We start from the raw sequence: 17290 nt of genomic DNA, 5'->3' as shown, positions 1-17290 counted from the left end.
CCGTCGGCGCTTTGACCTTGCTGCAGTCGGGACTGAAGTCCCTCCCACAAGGATGGGGACGGCCTTCGACGTCGCCGCCAGCAGCTGCGCATGACACCTGGCGATGCGCCGGCGCTGGCGGCAGATTCAGTCGCGATCCTTTCGAGCGCATGCGATTCTGAAACGATGGCCAATGCTGCATGGCCATCCCCGCGCCTGTATGTTCGCCCAAAACGCAAACGCCGCCGCTGCAAGAGCAGCGGCGGCGCGTGATGCCTTCCCTGGCAGTGTCGCGTCGGCTCAGAACTTGCCGCTGAAGGTGACGAAGAACTGGCGCGGCGCACCGGCCATCAGCGTCTGGTTGTAGCCGTTGGGGTCGGAGACGACGTAGCCGTTGGTGCCGACGGTGGCGAAGTAGCGCTTGTCGAACAGGTTGGTGACGTTCGCGCTCAGGCCCAGGTTCTGGAACATGCCGACCTGGCCGAAGTCGTAGCCGGCGCTGAGGTCGAAGCGCCAGTAGCTGGGCACCGACGAGTCGTTGAGGTAGCTGATGTAGCGGCGGCCGGTGTACTTGCCGTCCAGCGATGCGTGCCAGCCGGCGTTTTCGTAGGCCAGGCTGCTGGAGAACATCCACTCGGGGATGCCGACCACGCGCTTGCCGGAGGTCGCCACCACGCCGCCGTTGAGGTAGTCGTCCTGGTAGGTCGAGTCGTCGTAGGACAGCGAGTTCAGCCAGCGCAGCTGTTCGATCGGACGCCAGATCACCGCCAGGTCGGCGCCCTGGCTGCGCACCGAACCGACGTTGTTGAGCGTGGCCGAGCAGGTCTGGATCGCGCTGCACGGCGAGGTCACCAGCAGGCGGTCGTCGAAGATGGTGTGGTATAGCGCCAGCGACGCTTCCACGCCGGCGCTGCGCACGCGGTAACCCAGTTCGTAGGTCTGCGCGGTCTCCGGCTCCAGCGAGCCCTTGATCGCATTGAACGCGGCCTGCGATTCCTGGAACGGGGTGAAGCCGAAGCCGGCCATGTTCTTGTTGTAGGAGGCGTAGACCTCCTGGTGATCGTCGATCTTGTAGTTGATGCCGACCTGCGGCAGCAGGTCCGAATCGGCCTTGATCTCGCCGGCGGCATTGGACGCGGACGGCACCTGCGACTGCGCGGTGGTGTCGACGATCAGCTTCTTGGCGCCGAAGTTCAGGGTCAGGCGCTCGTCCATCAGGCGCAGCGTGTCCTGCGCGTAGACCATGGTCGTGTCGGTATCGTAGTGCTGGGCGAAGCCGCGCGCGAACAGGGTGCCGTTCTTGTTGAAGTAGTACAGATCGGTGAACGGGCCGTCGAGCAGGAAGTAGTTGCGCTCCTGCACGGTCTTGGCGTTCTGGTACCAGCCGCCGATCTCGATCTCGTTGCCGGCCACGGTGAAATTCAGCGAGCCGGTGACGCCATGGCGGTTGAGGCGGTAGTCGGTGGTGCGCATCGACAGCGGCACGCTGGGCGAGGACGCGACGTACGGCGTGGTCCACTGGCCTTCGCCGTTGTTGTCGTGGTAGTAGCCGGTCAGGTTCAGCGTGGCGCTGCCGCCGAGGTTGAACGTGCCGCTGAGCGCGGCCAGGTTGTCGCGGCGCAGGCCGGCGCCGGAGTAGTAGGACGCGTCGGCCTTGTCGTAGTCGGCCGGCAGGCCGTTGAGGCTGGCCGGGTAGCTGCCCTTGCCGTTGAGCGCGTTGGCGATCTGCACCGCGCTGTTCCAGTCCGGCATCAGGTAGTCCCAGTCCCAGCCGAGGACCCGCTGCGAGGTCAGCGACAGGTCCATGATGTCGTATTCCTTGCGGTGCGAGCTGTCCAGGTACAGGCTGACCCGGTTGCCGTCGCCCCACTGGTACAGCGCCTTGGCGTTGGCCTGGTTGTACTCGTTGTTGCCGTAGCCCTTCCACTTGTCCATTTCGCCGTGCACCAGCGAGGTGTACAGCGAGAAGCCGTGGATGTCGCCGGTGTCGCCGCGCAGGTAGGTGCGGCGGGTGCTGTCGGAGCCGAGGGTCTGGCTGAAGCGGAAGCCGGCGTCGGCATCCGGATCGGCGGAGTAGTAGCGCACGGTGCCGCCGAGGTTGCTGCTCGACGGCGTGCCCAGGCCGCCGGCGCCCTGCGCCAGCTCCACCGAGGCCACGTTCTCGGAAATGATCGCGCGGGTCACCTGCAGGCCATCGGTGACGCCGTAGCTCATGTTGCCCAGCGGCACGCCGTCCAGGGTGAAGCCGAGGCGGCTCTGGTCGAACCCGTGCAGGCTGATCGCGGTGGACCATTCGTAGGCGCCGAACGGGTCGGCCGACTGGAACTGCACGCCGGGCAGCTTGTCCAGGACCTTCAGCGCGCTGGTGCCGGGGGCGGCGATTCCGATGTCCTCACGGGTGATGCGCTGCACCTGGCGGGTGGTGCCGCTGGACACGACGGTGATCGCGTCGAGCATGGTGGCATCGTTGCCGCTCGCACTGGCCGCCGCATCGGCGGTTGCGGTGGCGGCGGCCGGCGCGGTCTCGGCCAGCGCGGCGAAGGCCGGCAGGGCGGACACGATGGCGAGCACCAGCGCGTGCGGGCGCAAGGATCTGGAAGTGGGGGTCATCGAAAGTCACCAATCAAGAGGGGGAGACGTTCCGGTCCTGCCGCGCGGGGCGCGGGCAGCCGGCACCGGGCCGGTACGCGGCCCGCCCGCCACGATGCAACGGTTTTGTGAACGTTTCGGGGCGGTCCGATGTCGGCTGTGGGACAGCACGCGGAACGTGGGTGATGGCGATCACCGCCGATCCCGGCCTTGCCGCGCGGGCGGCGGCGACGCGCGGCATCGCGGCGCCGGTGGCGCGACGTATGATGCCGGGCCTGCCACCTCCGCCGCCTTCGATGAAGCTCGCCATCCTGTCCCGCAATACCAAGCTGTACTCGACCCGGCGCCTGGTCGAGGCCGGCCGCGAACGCGGGCACACGGTGCGCGTGCTCGACCCGCTGCGCTGCTACATGCGCATCGCCGCCGGCGCTTTCACCATGCATTACAAGGGCAAGCCGATCACCGGCTACGACGCGGTGATCCCGCGCATCGGCAATTCGGTGACCCGCTACGGCACCGCGGTGCTGCGGCAACTGGAGATGATGGGCGTCTGCACGCCCAACCCGTCCGACGCGATCCTGCGCGCCCGCGACAAGCTGCGCGCGCACCAACTGCTGGCGGCCAAGGGCATCGACATGCCGATGACCGTGTTCGGCGACAACCCGGACGACACCGGCGATCTGCTGTCCATGCTCGGCCCGCCGCCGCACGTGGTGAAGTTGAACGAGGGCACCCAGGGCACCGGGGTGATCCTGACCGAGAAGGCCAGCGCCTCGCGCGGCGTGGTCGAGGCGCTGCGCGGGCTGTATGCCAATTTCCTGGTGCAGGAGTTCATCGGCGAGGCAGAGGGCGCCGACCTGCGCTGCTTCGTGGTCGGCAACCAGGTGGTGGCGGCGATGCGCCGCACCGCGCCGGAGGGCGACTTCCGCTCCAACCTGCATCTGGGCGGCACCGCCGAGAAGACCGCGGCCAGCCGTGGCGAGCAGGAGGTCGCGGTACGCTCGGCCAAGGCGCTGGGCCTGGGTGTGGCCGGCGTCGATCTGATTCGCTCCAAGCGCGGGCCGCTGGTGCTGGAGGTCAACTCCACCCCGGGCCTGGAAGGCATCGAGACGGTCTGCGGACTGGATATCGCCGGCAAGGTCATCGAGCACCTCGAAGCTTGCCTGAGACGAAAGAAATCAGGGGCTTAGTCGCATTACTGGCCGTGCGTTCTGGCTTAACACCGGTTTAATTCCGCCCTGCGTAAGCTTCTCCGGACCGCAGCTCTGCCCTCCTCAGCAGGAACGGTAATCGGGATAGAAAAACTTTCGGCCCAGGCAGCCTCGCTGCCTGGGTCTTTTTCTTGGGCAATCGCCCACCTGGCCGTTCTCGCGGCCCGCTTGCCGCGGCGTTTCAGCGGGGGCTACATTGCAGGGTGGGTCCAATCTGCGAGGGAAGGGGATGAAACGATCGATGGCCTTGGTGCTGGGCATGCTCCTGGCGTGCACGGCGATGGCGGCGCCAAAAGGTGAGGCGCCCATGAACGTGAAGAAAGCGTTCGCGCAGCAACTCAGTACAATCCGGCAGCAATTGAACGACGGCAAGACCTATTCCGAAATCAATGCTGACGATCGCAGCAAGGTCGAAGCTGCATTGACGCGGATGGCTGCGATACTCGACGCCCACCAGGACGTGGAGACCTTGAAGGAAGAGCAGAAGGTCGCATTGTTCAACGATCAGGAAACGGTGAATACGCTGCTGACGAAAGCGGCAGCGGACAGCCGGATGGTGTGCAGGCGCGAGGCCGTGACCGGCTCGTTGCGCACGACCACGCAATGCAGGACCGTGGCGGAACGCCGCCGCGACAACGAGGATGCGCAGGAACTGATGCGGCGCAATCCAACTGGCAAGTACGACTGACGGGGTAAATGTTGGTGCGAATTCTAGTGATCGAAGACAACAGCGACATCGCTGCCAATCTCGGCGACTACCTCGAGGATCGCGGTCATACCGTCGATTTCGCCGCCGATGGCGTCACCGGTCTGCACCTGGCGGTGGTGCACGAGTTCGATGCGATCGTGCTCGATCTCAATCTGCCCGGCATGGACGGCATCGAGGTCTGCCGCAAGCTGCGCAACGAAGCGCGCAAGCAGACGCCGGTACTGATGCTCACGGCGCGCGATTCGCTGGACAACAAGCTCGCCGGCTTCGATTCCGGCGCCGACGACTACCTGATCAAGCCGTTCGCGCTGCAGGAAGTGGAAGTGCGGCTCAACGCGCTGTCGCGCCGCGGCAAGGGCGTGCACACCCGGGTGCTGGAGACCGGCGATCTGGAATACAACCTGGATACGCTGGAAGTGCGTCGCCAGGGCAAGCTGCTGCAGCTCAATCCCACCGCGCTGAAGATCCTGCAGGCGCTGATGGAAGCCGCGCCGGCGGTGGTGACCCGGCAGGAACTGGAAACCCGCGTCTGGGGCGAGGAACTGCCCGATTCCGATTCCCTGCGCGTGCATATCCATGGCCTGCGCGCGGTGGTGGACAAGCCGTTCGACGTGCCGATGATCCAGACCCGCCACGGCATCGGCTACCGCATCGCCGCACCCGATGCCTGAAGCGCCTGCGTTGCCGCGTGTGGTGCGGCGGCGCGGACGCTACCGCCGCCGCCTCCGCAGCCGCATCATCCTCTCGTTCGTGCTGTTGGGCTTCGGCCTGACCGCACTGTTCGCGTTCGCCACCAACTGGGCGCGGGCACGCGTGGAGAACCAACTGGTCGAGGATGTGATGAACAGGAACCTGGAAGCGTCCTGGCGCAGCTACGTGGCCAGCGGTGGGCGCAACCTGGCGATTCCGGTCCAGCAGATGAAGGGCTTCGTCTATCGCCCCGACAAGCTTGATGGCCTGCGTCGCGATTTCCCGGAGTGGGAGCGTCTGAGCGACGGCATCCACATGATGTCGGGCACCGACGCGGACGGCAAACCGTTCGCCTACAAGGTCGGCGTGCGCAAGACCCCGGACGCCTGGTTCTTCATGGCCTACGACCTGACCCAGACCATGCAGGGCGAGGTGCAGCTCAAGCGCACCCTGATCCTGTCGGTGCTGGTGTTCAGCGCGTTGTCGCTGGTGATCGGTTGGTGGTCGGCGTCGCGGGTGATGCGGCCGGTGTCGGACCTGGCCGCACGCCTGCGCGCCTATCGCGGCAGCAGCGATCCCAAGCCGCTGGCGCCGCACTTCCCCGACGACGAGGTCGGCCAGCTGGCCGAGGCGCTGGACGACTATTCGGCGCGCCTGACCGAAGTGGTGCAGCGCGACCGCGAGTTCAATGCCGACGTCAGCCATGAACTGCGCACGCCGCTGGCGGTGATCCGCGGCGCCACCGAGCTGCTGCTGACCCGGCCCAATCTCGACGAGAAAGTGCTGCAGCGCCTGCAGCGCATCCAGCGCGCCGAACAGCAGTGCAGCGACTTGATCGGGTCGCTGCTGCTGCTGTCGCGCAACGAGCGCGGGCAGGGACACAGCAACGTCGCCAAGGTGGCCGAGCAGTTGATCGAGTCGCATCGCGCGCAACTGGGCGGCAAGCCGCTGCAGTTGCTGCTGGAAGGCGAGCGCAACCTCACCATCGATGCACCGGAAGCGGCGCTGTCGGTGGCGCTGGGCAATCTGATCGGCAATGCCGTCAAGTACACCCAGGAAGGGCAGGTGGTGGTGCGCGTGCTGAGCGACGCGGTGCAGGTGATCGATTCCGGCCCGGGTCTGAGCGAGGAGGACGCGGCCAAGCTGTTCCAGCGCGGCTACCGCGGCACCCACGCGGGCCATTCGCAGGGCGGCGGCATCGGCCTGTCGATCGTCAGTCGCCTCTGCGATCTCTATGGTTGGCAGGTCAACGTGCGTCCGGGCGCCACCAAGGGCGTGGTGGCGACACTGTGGTTCAAGCCTGCCTGAGGCTGGCGACGGCGCTTCGTCCATCGCGTAGGAGCGGCTTCAGCCGCGACCGGGCATTCCCCCGGTGAAGATGATCGCGGCTGATCCCAGCGGGAACAAGGGCGCCTACCTACAAGGACGCTGACGCCTTGGTCGCAGCCAGCGCACGGTACTGCTTGTCCAGCTTCTCCACCGCTTCCTGCAGTGCCGTCGCGGCGCCGTCGTTGACCACCACATCGTCGGCGATGGCCAGGCGCTCTGCGCGGGTGGCCTGGGCCGCCAGCATGCGCTGCGCCAGGTCGGCGGTGATGCCGTCGCGTTGCATCAGGCGGGCGTGCTGCAGCGCCTCGGGGGCGTCGATCACCAGGATCCGGTGGAGCCAGGGATAGACGGTGCGTGCACCGACCTCGGTCAACAAGGGGATGGCGGCGATCGCGTATGGTCCGGCGGCCGCGCGACACTGTTCCTGCAGCAACCGGCGAATGGCCGGATGGGTGATCGCTTCCAGGTCGCGGCGTGCCGTTGCGTCCTCGAAGATCCGCTGGCGCAAGGCGGCGCGGTCGAGTTGCCCATCGTCCTGCAGGATCTGCGGCCCGAACCGGGCCACGATCTGTGCCAGGGCCGGGTGGCCGGGCGCGACCACCGCACGCGCGGCGAGGTCGGCATCGGCGACGACGATGCCCTTGGCCTCGAAGCGGCGGCTCAGTTCGCTCTTGCCGGAGGCCACGCCTCCGGTCAGGCCGACGACGAAATCAGTCAAGCCTTGGGCTCCGTCAGCGCAGTCCCGACCAGCGCATGTAGGTCTCCACGATCTCCGTGCCCCAGAAGAAGGTGATCCAGCCGGCGATCGCCAGATAGGGGCCGAACGGGATCGGCGTGGCGCGGTCGCGGCCCTTGGCCGCCAGCCACAGCGAGCCGAGGATCGCACCGACCAGCGAGGAGATCAGGATGGTCGGCAGGATGCCCTTCAGGCCGCACCAGGCGCCGATCGCGGCCAGCAGCTTGAAATCGCCATGGCCCATGCCTTCCTTGCCGGTGATCTGCTTGAACAGCCACCACACCGACCACAGCGAGAAGTAGCCGACCGCGGCGCCGAGCAGAGCGGGTTTGGCCGGCATGTACAGGTTGTCCATGCTGCCGATCAGGCCGAGCCACATCAGCGGCAGGGTCAACTGGTCCGGCAGCAGGCGCGTGCGCAGGTCGATGCCGGACAATGCCACCAGGAAACAACTGAACACGATCGCGCCGAAGCCCTGCCAGCCGAAACCGAAGCGCCACACGCTGGCGACCACCAGCAGGCTGGTGAGCAGCTCCACCAGCGGGTACTGCGGCGAGATCGGCGCATGGCAGTAGCGGCACTTGCCGCGCAGCGCCAGCCAGCTGAACAGCGGGATGTTCTCGAACCAGGCCAGCTTGTGCTTGCAGTGCGGGCAGTGCGACGGCTCCACCACGATGCCGGGCGGCGGCGGATCGTAGATGTCCGGCAGCTCCAGGATCTCGCGCGAATCGCGCTTCCACTGCCATTCCATGCGCCTGGGCATGCGCAGGATGACCACGTTGAGGAAGCTGCCCACCAGCAGGCCGAGCCCGGCCGCGGCCGGGAAGCCGAGGCCGGGGTGTTGATCGAGAAATGCCATTAATGCTTATCCAACGACGGAGGCCAGCTTGAAGATCGGCAGGTACATGCCGATGACCATGCCGCCGACGATGGTGCCGATGAACACCATGATCAACGGTTCGATCAGGCTGCTCAAGGCATCGACCGCATTGTTCACTTCCTGCTCGAAGTACTCGGCGACCTTGAACAGCATCGCGTCCAGCGCACCGGCCTCTTCGCCGATCGCGGTCATCTGGATGACCATGTGCGGGAACAGGTTGGTTTGCTTCATCGCTATGTTGACCGGATAGCCAACCGCGACGTCGTCGCGCATGCGCAGTACAGCCGTCTCGTAGACGCTATTTCCGGTGGCGCCTGCGACGATATCCAGCGCTTCCACCAGCGGTACACCGGCGCGGAAGGTCACCGCCAAGGTGCGCGAGAAGCGCGCGACCGAGCTGTTGTGCATGATCTGGCCGATGATCGGCACCTTGAGCACCAGTCGGTCCATTCCGTGCTGCATCGCAGGCGAACGTTTGTAGGCGAAGATGAAGCCGCCAATGGTGCCGATCAGCAAGAGCAACACCATCCACCAGTAAGACACCATGAAGCGAGAGGCGGCAACGATCATCTGCGTGAAGGCCGGCAGTTCTGCGCCAAAGCCCTTGAACACGTCCTCGAACTGCGGAACGACCCAGACCAGCAGGATCGAGGTGACGATCAGGGCAACCGCCATCACCATGGCGGGGTAGAACAAGGCCTTCTTGATCTTGCCCTTCAGTGCTTCGATATTCTCTTTGTAGGTGGCAACCGTTTCCAGCACGGTCTCAAGCACGCCGGCCCCCTCGCCGGCCTTGACCAGATTGCGGTACAACTCGTCGAACTGCACCGGATGCTTGCTGATCGCCTCATACAGGGATGAGCCGCCCTCGATATCGGTGCGTATCTGGTCCACCATCTTCTTCATGCGCGGGTTCTTGTGTCCGCTGGCGATGATCTCCAGCGAACCGACGATCGGCACGCCCGACTTCATCATCGTCGCCATCTGGCGGCTGAAGAAGGCGATATCCTTTGGGCTGATCTTCTTGCCAGTGGCGCCAAACAACGGCTTGGGCTTGGGCTTGACCACCGAGGGGGTGATGCCCTGGCGACGCAGCTCTGCGCGCAACTGGTTGGCATTCTTGGCGACTTGCTCGCCCTTCATCTTGATGCCGCGCTTGTCGGTGCCCTCCCAAACGAAGGGCACCTGCTGACTGGTGCTGCGTGCGACCGGCTCTTTCTTGACTGCGCTGCGCGTTGCGGACATCAGGTCGTCTCCCCCATCCGGCCATCCCCGGGCGGACATGCCGAGCATGGTATCGGTTTCCTGGGCGTCTGGCACCCGAAGTGACCATCATCCAGCTAGATCGCGCCACATGGGGTGACGTGGAGCGTCACTTTCTGCCCTGCATAGGCGGATGGCCCATCCTGTCGCAAATTCCTGATTTGCCTTCATCTTGGCCCTCTGGCTGAGGCATGATGTGCGCCGGTAGGGAATTGGACATGCGCGGGAAGTTGGCACGCAGTCTGCTTCGCTTACCCGTACGTGGCACTCAGCCGCGGCGCTCGGGGAGTAAGATCCGCGGGCGAGTGCCCACCACTTACATTCCATCTCTAGGGGTTTGTTATGAAGAAGCAACAGGGCTTTACCCTGATCGAACTGATGATCGTGGTCGCGATCATCGCGATCCTTGCTGCCATCGCGCTGCCGGCGTACCAGAATTACGTGGCCAAGTCGCAGGTGGCCGCTGGTCTCGCTGAAATCACTCCCGGCAAGACGCAGTTCGAAGTCATGGTCAACGACGGTAAGGTTACTACCATTACTCCTGCCGCTATTGGCCTGAAGGATTCCAGCCGCTGCACCGTTTCGACCAATCCCGTTGAGGCTGGTTCTATCACTTGCACGCTCATTAACTCCAGCCCCAAGGTGAATGGCGCGACCATCGTTTGGACGCGTGCTGCTGATGGCACCTGGGCATGCAGCACCACTGTTTCTGACAAGCCAAAGTGGGCTCCGGCAACCTGCCAGAACTAAGTTCAGCATCAGCCAAAAAAGCCCCGCAATCGCGGGGCTTTTTTTTGGCGCGCAACTTGTACGCTAGCTGTGCAGGGGGTAAGTGCCCACAAGGGGCTTCACATTGGTCGAGGTAATGATCGTTTTGGCGATCACGGCTGTTTTGGCTGCCACGGCAATCCCCATCTATCAGAACTTTGTGGCCAAGTCGCAACTCACCACAGCGCTCGCGGAAATTGAGTCAGGTCGCTCAATGGTCGAAACTGCTCTGGCAGATGCTGCTGGCTCGACGCTGGTGACTGCTGCATATGTTGGACTGTCAACCACTACGGTGCGATGTGAGAACGTCCAAGTTTCCTTGAATTCAAATGGGCGGGCCGCACTGACTTGCGATGTGATTGGTGGAAGCGTAGTGAATGGGAGAACTCTCTCCCTTCAGCGCACAGCCGCCGATGTTTGGGAGTGCGACGCTTTCGCTTTTGACGCAAGATATCGCCCCAATGGTTGCGAATGAAGCTACTCTAGTTAAGCCTTTCTAAGGGTTTTTTGCGATGAATGTAGCGACTTCTGCAAACCTTGTCGGCATCACCGGGATCGCCCGCCGCCTCGTGCAGGATGGTGCGCTGGAGGAAGCTGCGGCGCGGACCGCCATGGCCCAGGCGGCCGAGGCCAAAGTGCCGCTGCCGCAGTGGTTCTCCGAGAAGAAGCTGGTCACCGCCGCGCAGCTGGCCGCCGCCAATGCGGTGGAGTTCGGCATGCCGTTGATGGATGTCTCGGTCTTCGATGCCAGCCAGAACGCGATGAAGCTGGTCAGCGAGGAGTTGCTGCAGAAGTACCAGGTGCTGCCGCTGTTCAAGCGCGGCGGCCGCCTGTTCGTCGGCATCAGCAACCCGACCCAGACCCGGGCGCTGGACGACATCAAGTTCCACACCAATCTGACGGTGGAGCCGATCCTGGTCGACGAGGACCAGATCCGCCGGACCCTGGAGCAGTGGCAGGCCAGCAACGATTCCCTCGGCAGCGCCTTGGGCGACGACGAGGGCATGGACAACCTCGATGTCGGCGGCGGCGACGAGGACATGGGCGGCGGTGGCGACACCGGCATCGACGCCAAGGGGGAGGACACCCCGGTCGTCAAGTTCGTGAACAAGGTGCTGGTGGATGCGATCCGCCGCGGCGCGTCCGACATCCACTTCGAGCCCTACGAGGACGACTACCGGGTGCGCCTGCGCATCGACGGCCTGCTCAAGAGCGTGGCCAAGGCGCCGGTCAAGCTCAACCAGCGCATCGCCGCGCGCCTGAAGGTGATGGCGCAGCTGGACATCGCCGAGAAGCGGGTCCCGCAGGACGGCCGCATCAAGCTCAATCTGTCCAAGAACAAGCAGATCGATTTCCGCGTCAGCACGCTGCCGACGCTTTTCGGCGAGAAGATCGTGCTGCGTATCCTCGATGGCAGCGCGGCCAAGCTGGGCATCGACAAGCTCGGCTACGAGCCGGAGCAGCAGAAGCTGTTCCTGGACGCGATCCACAAGCCGTACGGCATGGTCCTGGTCACCGGCCCCACCGGCTCGGGCAAGACGGTGTCGCTGTACACCGCGCTGGGCATCCTCAACGACGATACCCGCAACATCTCCACCGCCGAGGATCCGGTCGAAATCCGCCTGCCCGGGGTCAACCAGGTGCAGCAGAACAACAAGCGCGGCATGACCTTCGCGGCGGCGCTGCGCTCGTTCCTGCGCCAGGATCCGGACATCATCATGGTCGGCGAAATCCGCGACCTGGAGACCGCCGAGATCGCGATCAAGGCCGCGCAGACCGGTCACATGGTGCTGTCCACCCTGCATACCAACGACGCGCCGCAGACCATCGCGCGCCTGATGAACATGGGCATCGCGCCCTACAACATCACCAGTTCGGTGACCCTGGTCATCGCCCAGCGGCTGGCGCGGCGCCTGTGCAACAACTGCAAGCGCCCGGTCCAGTTGCCGGAAAAGGCCTTGCTGGCCGAAGGCTTCACCGAGGCGGAGATCGCCGCCGGCGTCCAGCTGTACGAGGCGGTCGGCTGCGACGAGTGCACCGAGGGCTACAAGGGCCGCACCGGCATCTACCAGGTGATGCCGATGAACGACGAGATCGCGGCGATCGTGCTGCAGGGCGGCAACGCCATGGACATCGCCAGCGCCGCGCAGAAGATCGGCGTCAAGGACCTGCGCCAGTCGGCCTTGCTCAAGGCCCGCAACGGCATCACCAGCCTGGCCGAGATCAATCGGGTGACGAAGGATTGAAGAGCCGGGAATGGGGAATCGGGAGTGGGGAATCGGAAAGGCGGCTTTCCCGTCCCTGTTGGTCTCCCGGTAGTCCAAGCCTTGTTCCCGGGCTTCTCGACGCTTGGCGCGCGCGGACAATGCCGGCTGCGCCCAACCGCATTACCCCACTCAATCGGGCGAAGGGCTAAGAGCAGCCAGGAGATCGGCTCTTCCCATTCCCCAATCCCGATTCCCCATTCCCGGCCCTCCTACTCCATCCCCAGCTTCTTCAGCTTGTAGCGCAGCGCCCGAAAGGTGATGCCCAGTTGCGCGGCGGTGCGGGTCTTGTTCCAGCGGTTCTCTTCCAGCGCTTTCTGGATCGCGGCGCGTTCGAGTTGCTCGATGTAGGACGGCAGGGCGGAGGAGCTGGGGTCGATGTCGACCACGCCGCGCGGCAGGGCCGGGGCGGCTTCGGCGGCGCTGCGGGCGTGGTTGCCGGGTTGCGGCAGGCGCAGGTCGGTGGCGCTGATCTGGTCGTCCTCGGCCATTGCCAGGGCGCGCTCGAGGATGTTTTCCAGTTCGCGCACGTTGCCGGGGAAGGCGTAGCTGCTCAGTGCGTCCAGGGCGGAGGGCGACAGCAGCGGGGTGGGGCGGCCGTGGCTCTTGGCCAGCCGCGCCAGGATCGCTGCGGCCAGTTGCGGCAGGTCGCCGCCGCGCTCGCGCAGCGGCGGCACGCGCAGTTCGATCACGTTGATGCGGTAGTACAGGTCGTGGCGGAAGCGGCCCTCGGCGACCAGGTCGGCCAGGTCCTTGTGCGTAGCCGAGAGGATGCGCACGTCCACCGGCACCTCGGTGGCGGCGCCGACCGGGCGGACCGATTTTTCCTGGATCGCGCGCAGCAGCTTGACCTGCATCGGCAGCGGCAGTTCGGCGACCTCGTCGAGGAACAGGGTGCCGCCGTGCGCGGCCTGGAACAGGCCGGCCTGGTCGGCGTGGGCGCCGGTGAAGCTGCCCTTCTTGTGGCCGAAGAACTCGCTTTCCATCAGTTCGGCCGGGATCGCGCCGCAGTTCACCGGGACGAAGGGGCCGGCGGAGCGGGCGCCCTGTTCGTGGATGGTGCGCGCGACCAGTTCCTTGCCCACGCCGGATTCGCCGAGGATGTAGACCGGCGCCTGGTTGCGCGCGACCTTGGCGATGGTGCTGCGCAGGGCGTCCATCGCCGCCGAGGCGCCGAGCAGCCGGCTGGCCTGCTCCGGGGCAGGCTGCGGCGGCGCGGCGCGGCTTTCGTTGTTGAGTTCCAGCGCATGCTTGACCAGGCCGCGCAGCACCTGGATGTCCACCGGCTTGCTGACGAAGTCGAACGCGCCGGCCTTCAGCGCTTCCACCGCCAGGTCCATGCTGCCGAAGGCGGTGATCATCGCCACCGGCGTGCGCGGGTAGTGCTTGGCGATCTCGCTGACCAGCTCGATGCCGTTGCCGTCGGGCAGGCGCATGTCGGTGATGCACAGATCGTAGGGATTGCTCGCCAGCAGTTCGCGCGCTTCGGCGAGGTTGGCGGCGGTGCTGATGCGCAGCCCCATCCGGCCCAGGGTCAGGACCAGCAACTCGCGGATGTCGCGCTCGTCATCGACGACCAGGGCGCTTCGGGTTTCGTTCATGTGCAGGGAAGATAGCGTAGGAACCGGGACATGCGCCAATTTACCGGCGCCGGTCGCGCGCTGGCGGAGCGATTCTCACCTCTCAGCCGCTGAGCATGGCGTGCGGGCCGGGCAGGGCGACGCGGAAGCAGGCGCCGCCGGCCGGCACCGGCACGTACTCCAGACGCGCCTGGTTGGCCCGGCACAGCTCGCGGGCGATGTACAGGCCCAGCCCGGTGCCGTGCTCGGAGGTGGTGAAGAACGGCCGGAACAGCTGCGCCGCCACCGCCTCGGGAATGCCAGGGCCACGGTCCATGACGTCGACGATGGCGTTGCGCTCCTGCAGCGCCACGCGCAGGCGCACCCGCGCCGGCTCCTCCATCACCCGCCCGTACTTGAGCGCGTTGTGCACCAGCGCGCTGAGGATCTGGTGCAGGTGTTTGGGATCGACCAGCGCGTGCACCGGCTGCGGGGCGAGGATCGCTTCGAGGCTGTCGGTCTCGATCGACAGGGTCTGCCGGTACTCCAGGACGAAGCGGCGCACGAACGCGCCCAGGTCCAGGTTCTCCGGATTGGAGCGCTCGCGCCGGGCCAGGCCGAGCACGCTCTCGACGATGCCGTTGGTGCGCTGGCACTGCTGGTGGATGATCTGCAGCAGGCGGCGGTCGGCATCGCCGATCGCCGGCGATTCCTCCAGCAGCTGCGAGGCATAGTTGATCGCGGCCAGCGGGTTGCGGATCTCGTGGGCCAGGCTGGCCGAGAAGCGGCCCAGCGCCGACAGCGTCAGCGATTCGGCGCGCCGCGACACCACCGTGGCGTCGTCGAGGAACACCAGGGTCAGGTCGCCTTCGGCCAGCAGCCGGGCGAAGCGCGGTTGCACCTCCGGCTGGTCCGGCGACAGCTGCAGCGGGCTTTCGTCCTGGTTCCAGCCGTTGCGCCAGCGCTGCAGGCGTCGGGCCAGTTCCGGCGCGGCGCTGGCCAGATCCAGCCGGCCGCTGCCGCTGTTGCCGTCGGTATCGCCGAGCAGGGTCGACGCGGCCTCGTTGGCCAGCGTCACCCGGTTCTGCGCGTCCACCACCACCACCCCGGTGCGCATGCGGCGGATGATCAGTTCGTTGATTTCGTAGAGATTGGCCACCTCGGCGCCACGGCGCTCGGCCAGGTGCTGGCTGGTGCGCGCACGCTGGCCGATGCGGTTGCAGATGTAGGCCACCGCCAGGTAGCTGGTGGCGAACATCGCCAGTTCGGCCAGGCTGCGGGTGTTGTCGGCGCCGTCCAGCACGCTCCAGACGTATTCGGCCAGCGTCGCCGCCGAGGCGGTCAGGGCGATGGCGATGCCGCCGCGCAGGCGCAGCAGCATTGCCGCGGCTGCGACGTTGAACAGCAGCATCATCGCGATGCCGGCGCTGGCCGCGGGCAGGGCATGCGCGGCCAGGGTCGCGGCGACGATGTCGGCCAAGGCGCTGAAACCGACGATCGGCGCCAGGTGCGCCTCGTTGCGCCCCCACATCAGCAACGCCAGCGCCACCGCCAGGTAGGCGGTGGACAAGGTGGCGGCCAGTTGCGGGTAGCGCGGTTCGCCCACCAGCACGCTGAGCGGGCTGAACACCAGGGCGGCGATCAGCCCGGCCACCAGCACCCGGTACAGCGCGAAGAAGTACAGCTCGCGGCGCGGAATGGACTCGATGCGATCGATGAGCGAGGCGCTGGTGGGCAAGCCGGACTCCGGGCGGACAGCGGACGGCGCGAGTATAGGGGCGGCGCCGTCTACGCGGAGGGCGACCGGGGCGGTGGCGACCTGCCTGGGCCGTCACCGCCCTCGACGGGGAAACCGCGATTGCCGTCGCCGGCGGCCCGGCGCCGGATCGGGGCAAGGGCCAAGGACGACGTCGCGGGGTGAGGGCAGCAAGGCGTGGGCGGCCGAGTGCCCGCTCCACCCGGTGGTGCCACCGCGGACCTCGCCGGAGGCCTCGGCCGGGCCAGGGCGCCGGCGCTTTTGCGCCGCCGCCCTCGGTCGGCGACAATAGGCGTCCCGTCCGTACCGCTCCCGGCCGCCACTCAGGGCCCGGATCGCTGCGGGACGGCCGTTCCTTTTCCCACGGTGACGCATGAATTTCCACGAATATCAGGCAAAACAACTGCTTGCCGAGTACGGCATCCCGGTCCCGGCCGGCAAGGTCGCGGCGACTCCGGAAGAAGCGGTTGAAGCCGCCAAGTCGCTTGGCGCTGGCCCTTGGATGGTCAAGGCGCAGATCCACGCAGGTGGCCGCGGCAAGGCCGGCGGCGTCAAGTTCTGCAAGACCACCGACGATGTGAAGGCCGTTGCCGAGAAGCTGCTCGGCACCAAGATGGCCACCTACCAGACCGCCGGCGTCGAGCTGCCGATCAACCTGGTGCTGGTGACCACCGCTGGTGAGATCGTCAAGGAGCTGTACCTGTCGGTGCTGGTCGACCGCGGCACCCGCACCATCAGCTACATCGCATCGAGCGAAGGCGGCATGGAGATCGAACAGGTCGCCGCCGAGACCCCGGACAAGATCCACACCCTCAACGTCGACTTCGTCGAGGGCGTGCAGGGTTACCACGGCCGCGACATCGGCTTCAAGATGGGCCTGACCGCCAAGCAGGCCGGCCAGTTCGCCAGCATCATGGTCAACCTGTACCGCATCTTCAACGAGAAGGATCTGGCGCTGGTGGAGATCAATCCGCTGGCCATCCTCGACGACGGCAACCTCTACGCGCTGGACGGCAAGTTCAACAGCGACGACAACGCCAACTTCCGCCACAAGGAACTGGTCGCCATGCGCGACAAGTCCCAGGAAGACGAGACCGAAGTGACCGCTTCGGAGCTGGACATCAACTACGTCACCATGGACGGCAACATCGGCTGCATGGTCAACGGTGCCGGTCTGGCCATGGCGACCATGGACGTGATCAAGCTCAACGGCGGCGAGCCGGCGAACTTCCTGGACGTGGGCGGCGGCGCCAACAAGCAGCGCGTGATCGAGGCGTTCAAGCTGATCCTGTCCTCGGACAAGGTCGAGGGCATCTTCGTCAACATCTTCGGCGGCATCGTCCGCTGCGACATGATTGCCGAGGGCATCATCGCGGCGGTCAAGGAAGTGGGCGTCAAGGTGCCGGTCGTGGTGCGCCTGGAAGGCACCAACGTGGAAGAAGGCAAGCAGCTGCTGCGCGACAGCGGCATGGCCATCATCCCGGCCGACAACATCAACGACGGCGCCAAGAAGGTCGTTGAAGCTGTCAAGAACGCTGCCTGATCCACGACACCAAG

General features: G+C 65.9%; 14 protein-coding genes. 8 read left to right on the top strand and 6 right to left on the bottom strand.

Annotation, left to right across the window (positions count from 1 at the left end; translation table 11 throughout):
• Positions 1-279: 279 nt before the first annotated feature.
• Positions 280-2589 (bottom strand): TonB-dependent receptor, encoded by a 2310-nt coding sequence (locus SLW52_RS14950; RefSeq protein ID WP_295976365.1) that lies wholly within the window; start codon positions 2587-2589, stop codon positions 280-282.
• A 275-nt stretch (positions 2590-2864) separates the two neighbouring features.
• On the opposite strand from SLW52_RS14950, the gene rimK reads away from it, so the two are divergent.
• From rimK to SLW52_RS14930, 4 genes are all read left to right on the top strand, one after another.
• The gene (rimK, locus tag SLW52_RS14945; protein WP_267116427.1) at positions 2865-3758 is read left to right on the top strand and encodes a 30S ribosomal protein S6--L-glutamate ligase; all 894 of its coding nucleotides are present in this window, start codon (positions 2865-2867) and stop codon (positions 3756-3758) included.
• A 262-nt stretch (positions 3759-4020) separates the two neighbouring features.
• Positions 4021-4467, top strand: a complete 447-nt coding sequence (locus tag SLW52_RS14940) for a hypothetical protein (protein ID WP_267098124.1) — start codon at positions 4021-4023, stop codon at positions 4465-4467.
• A 14-nt stretch (positions 4468-4481) separates the two neighbouring features.
• The gene (locus SLW52_RS14935) at positions 4482-5159 is read left to right on the top strand and encodes a response regulator transcription factor (RefSeq protein WP_010340533.1); all 678 of its coding nucleotides are present in this window, start codon (positions 4482-4484) and stop codon (positions 5157-5159) included.
• Complete coding sequence (locus tag SLW52_RS14930; RefSeq protein ID WP_152236199.1) at positions 5152-6486, top strand: HAMP domain-containing sensor histidine kinase; 1335 nt, start codon at positions 5152-5154, stop codon at positions 6484-6486. Before SLW52_RS14935 ends, SLW52_RS14930 begins: the two co-directional genes overlap by 8 nt.
• 109 nt (positions 6487-6595) lie before the next feature.
• On the opposite strand, the gene coaE is transcribed toward SLW52_RS14930, so the two are convergent.
• The 3 genes from coaE to SLW52_RS14915 are packed head-to-tail and all read right to left on the bottom strand — an operon-like array spanning position 6596 to position 9368.
• Positions 6596-7225 (bottom strand): dephospho-CoA kinase, encoded by a 630-nt coding sequence (gene coaE / locus SLW52_RS14925; RefSeq protein ID WP_320740571.1) that lies wholly within the window; start codon positions 7223-7225, stop codon positions 6596-6598.
• A 13-nt stretch (positions 7226-7238) separates the two neighbouring features.
• On the bottom strand, positions 7239-8102 hold the full coding sequence (locus SLW52_RS14920; RefSeq protein WP_017910397.1) for an A24 family peptidase: 864 nt from the start codon (positions 8100-8102) through the stop codon (positions 7239-7241).
• 6 nt (positions 8103-8108) lie between these two features.
• Positions 8109-9368, bottom strand: coding sequence for a type II secretion system F family protein (locus SLW52_RS14915; RefSeq protein ID WP_320740647.1), 1260 nt, complete (start codon positions 9366-9368; stop codon positions 8109-8111).
• A gap of 360 nt (positions 9369-9728) precedes the next feature.
• Here SLW52_RS14915 and SLW52_RS14910 point away from each other — a divergent pair, with 360 nt between their 5' ends.
• The 3 genes from SLW52_RS14910 to pilB all read left to right on the top strand — a co-directional run bounded on the left by SLW52_RS14910 (position 9729) and on the right by pilB (position 12400).
• On the top strand, positions 9729-10136 hold the full coding sequence (locus tag SLW52_RS14910) for a pilin (protein WP_320740572.1): 408 nt from the start codon (positions 9729-9731) through the stop codon (positions 10134-10136).
• Positions 10137-10218: 82 nt separating this feature from the next.
• On the top strand, positions 10219-10629 hold the full coding sequence (locus SLW52_RS14905; protein WP_320740573.1) for a pilin: 411 nt from the start codon (positions 10219-10221) through the stop codon (positions 10627-10629).
• Positions 10630-10666: 37 nt separating this feature from the next.
• Complete coding sequence (gene pilB, locus SLW52_RS14900) at positions 10667-12400, top strand: type IV-A pilus assembly ATPase PilB (protein WP_320740574.1); 1734 nt, start codon at positions 10667-10669, stop codon at positions 12398-12400.
• A gap of 230 nt (positions 12401-12630) precedes the next feature.
• Here pilB and SLW52_RS14895 read toward each other — a convergent pair whose 3' ends face one another.
• Positions 12631-14019 (bottom strand): sigma-54 dependent transcriptional regulator, encoded by a 1389-nt coding sequence (locus tag SLW52_RS14895; protein ID WP_043095008.1) that lies wholly within the window; start codon positions 14017-14019, stop codon positions 12631-12633.
• 82 nt (positions 14020-14101) lie between these two features.
• Positions 14102-15715, bottom strand: a complete 1614-nt coding sequence (locus SLW52_RS14890; RefSeq protein WP_295913481.1) for an ATP-binding protein — start codon at positions 15713-15715, stop codon at positions 14102-14104.
• A gap of 391 nt (positions 15716-16106) precedes the next feature.
• Between SLW52_RS14890 and sucC the strand changes: the two genes are divergently transcribed.
• The gene (gene sucC, locus SLW52_RS14885; protein ID WP_010342227.1) at positions 16107-17276 is read left to right on the top strand and encodes an ADP-forming succinate--CoA ligase subunit beta; all 1170 of its coding nucleotides are present in this window, start codon (positions 16107-16109) and stop codon (positions 17274-17276) included.
• Positions 17277-17290 lie beyond the last annotated feature (14 nt).

Origin of the sequence: Xanthomonas sp. LF02-5 (assembly GCF_034105325.1) — a bacterium.
Classification (GTDB): Bacteria; Pseudomonadota; Gammaproteobacteria; order Xanthomonadales; family Xanthomonadaceae; genus Xanthomonas_A; species Xanthomonas_A sontii.
This window is presented reverse-complemented; position numbering and strand designations above follow the sequence as displayed.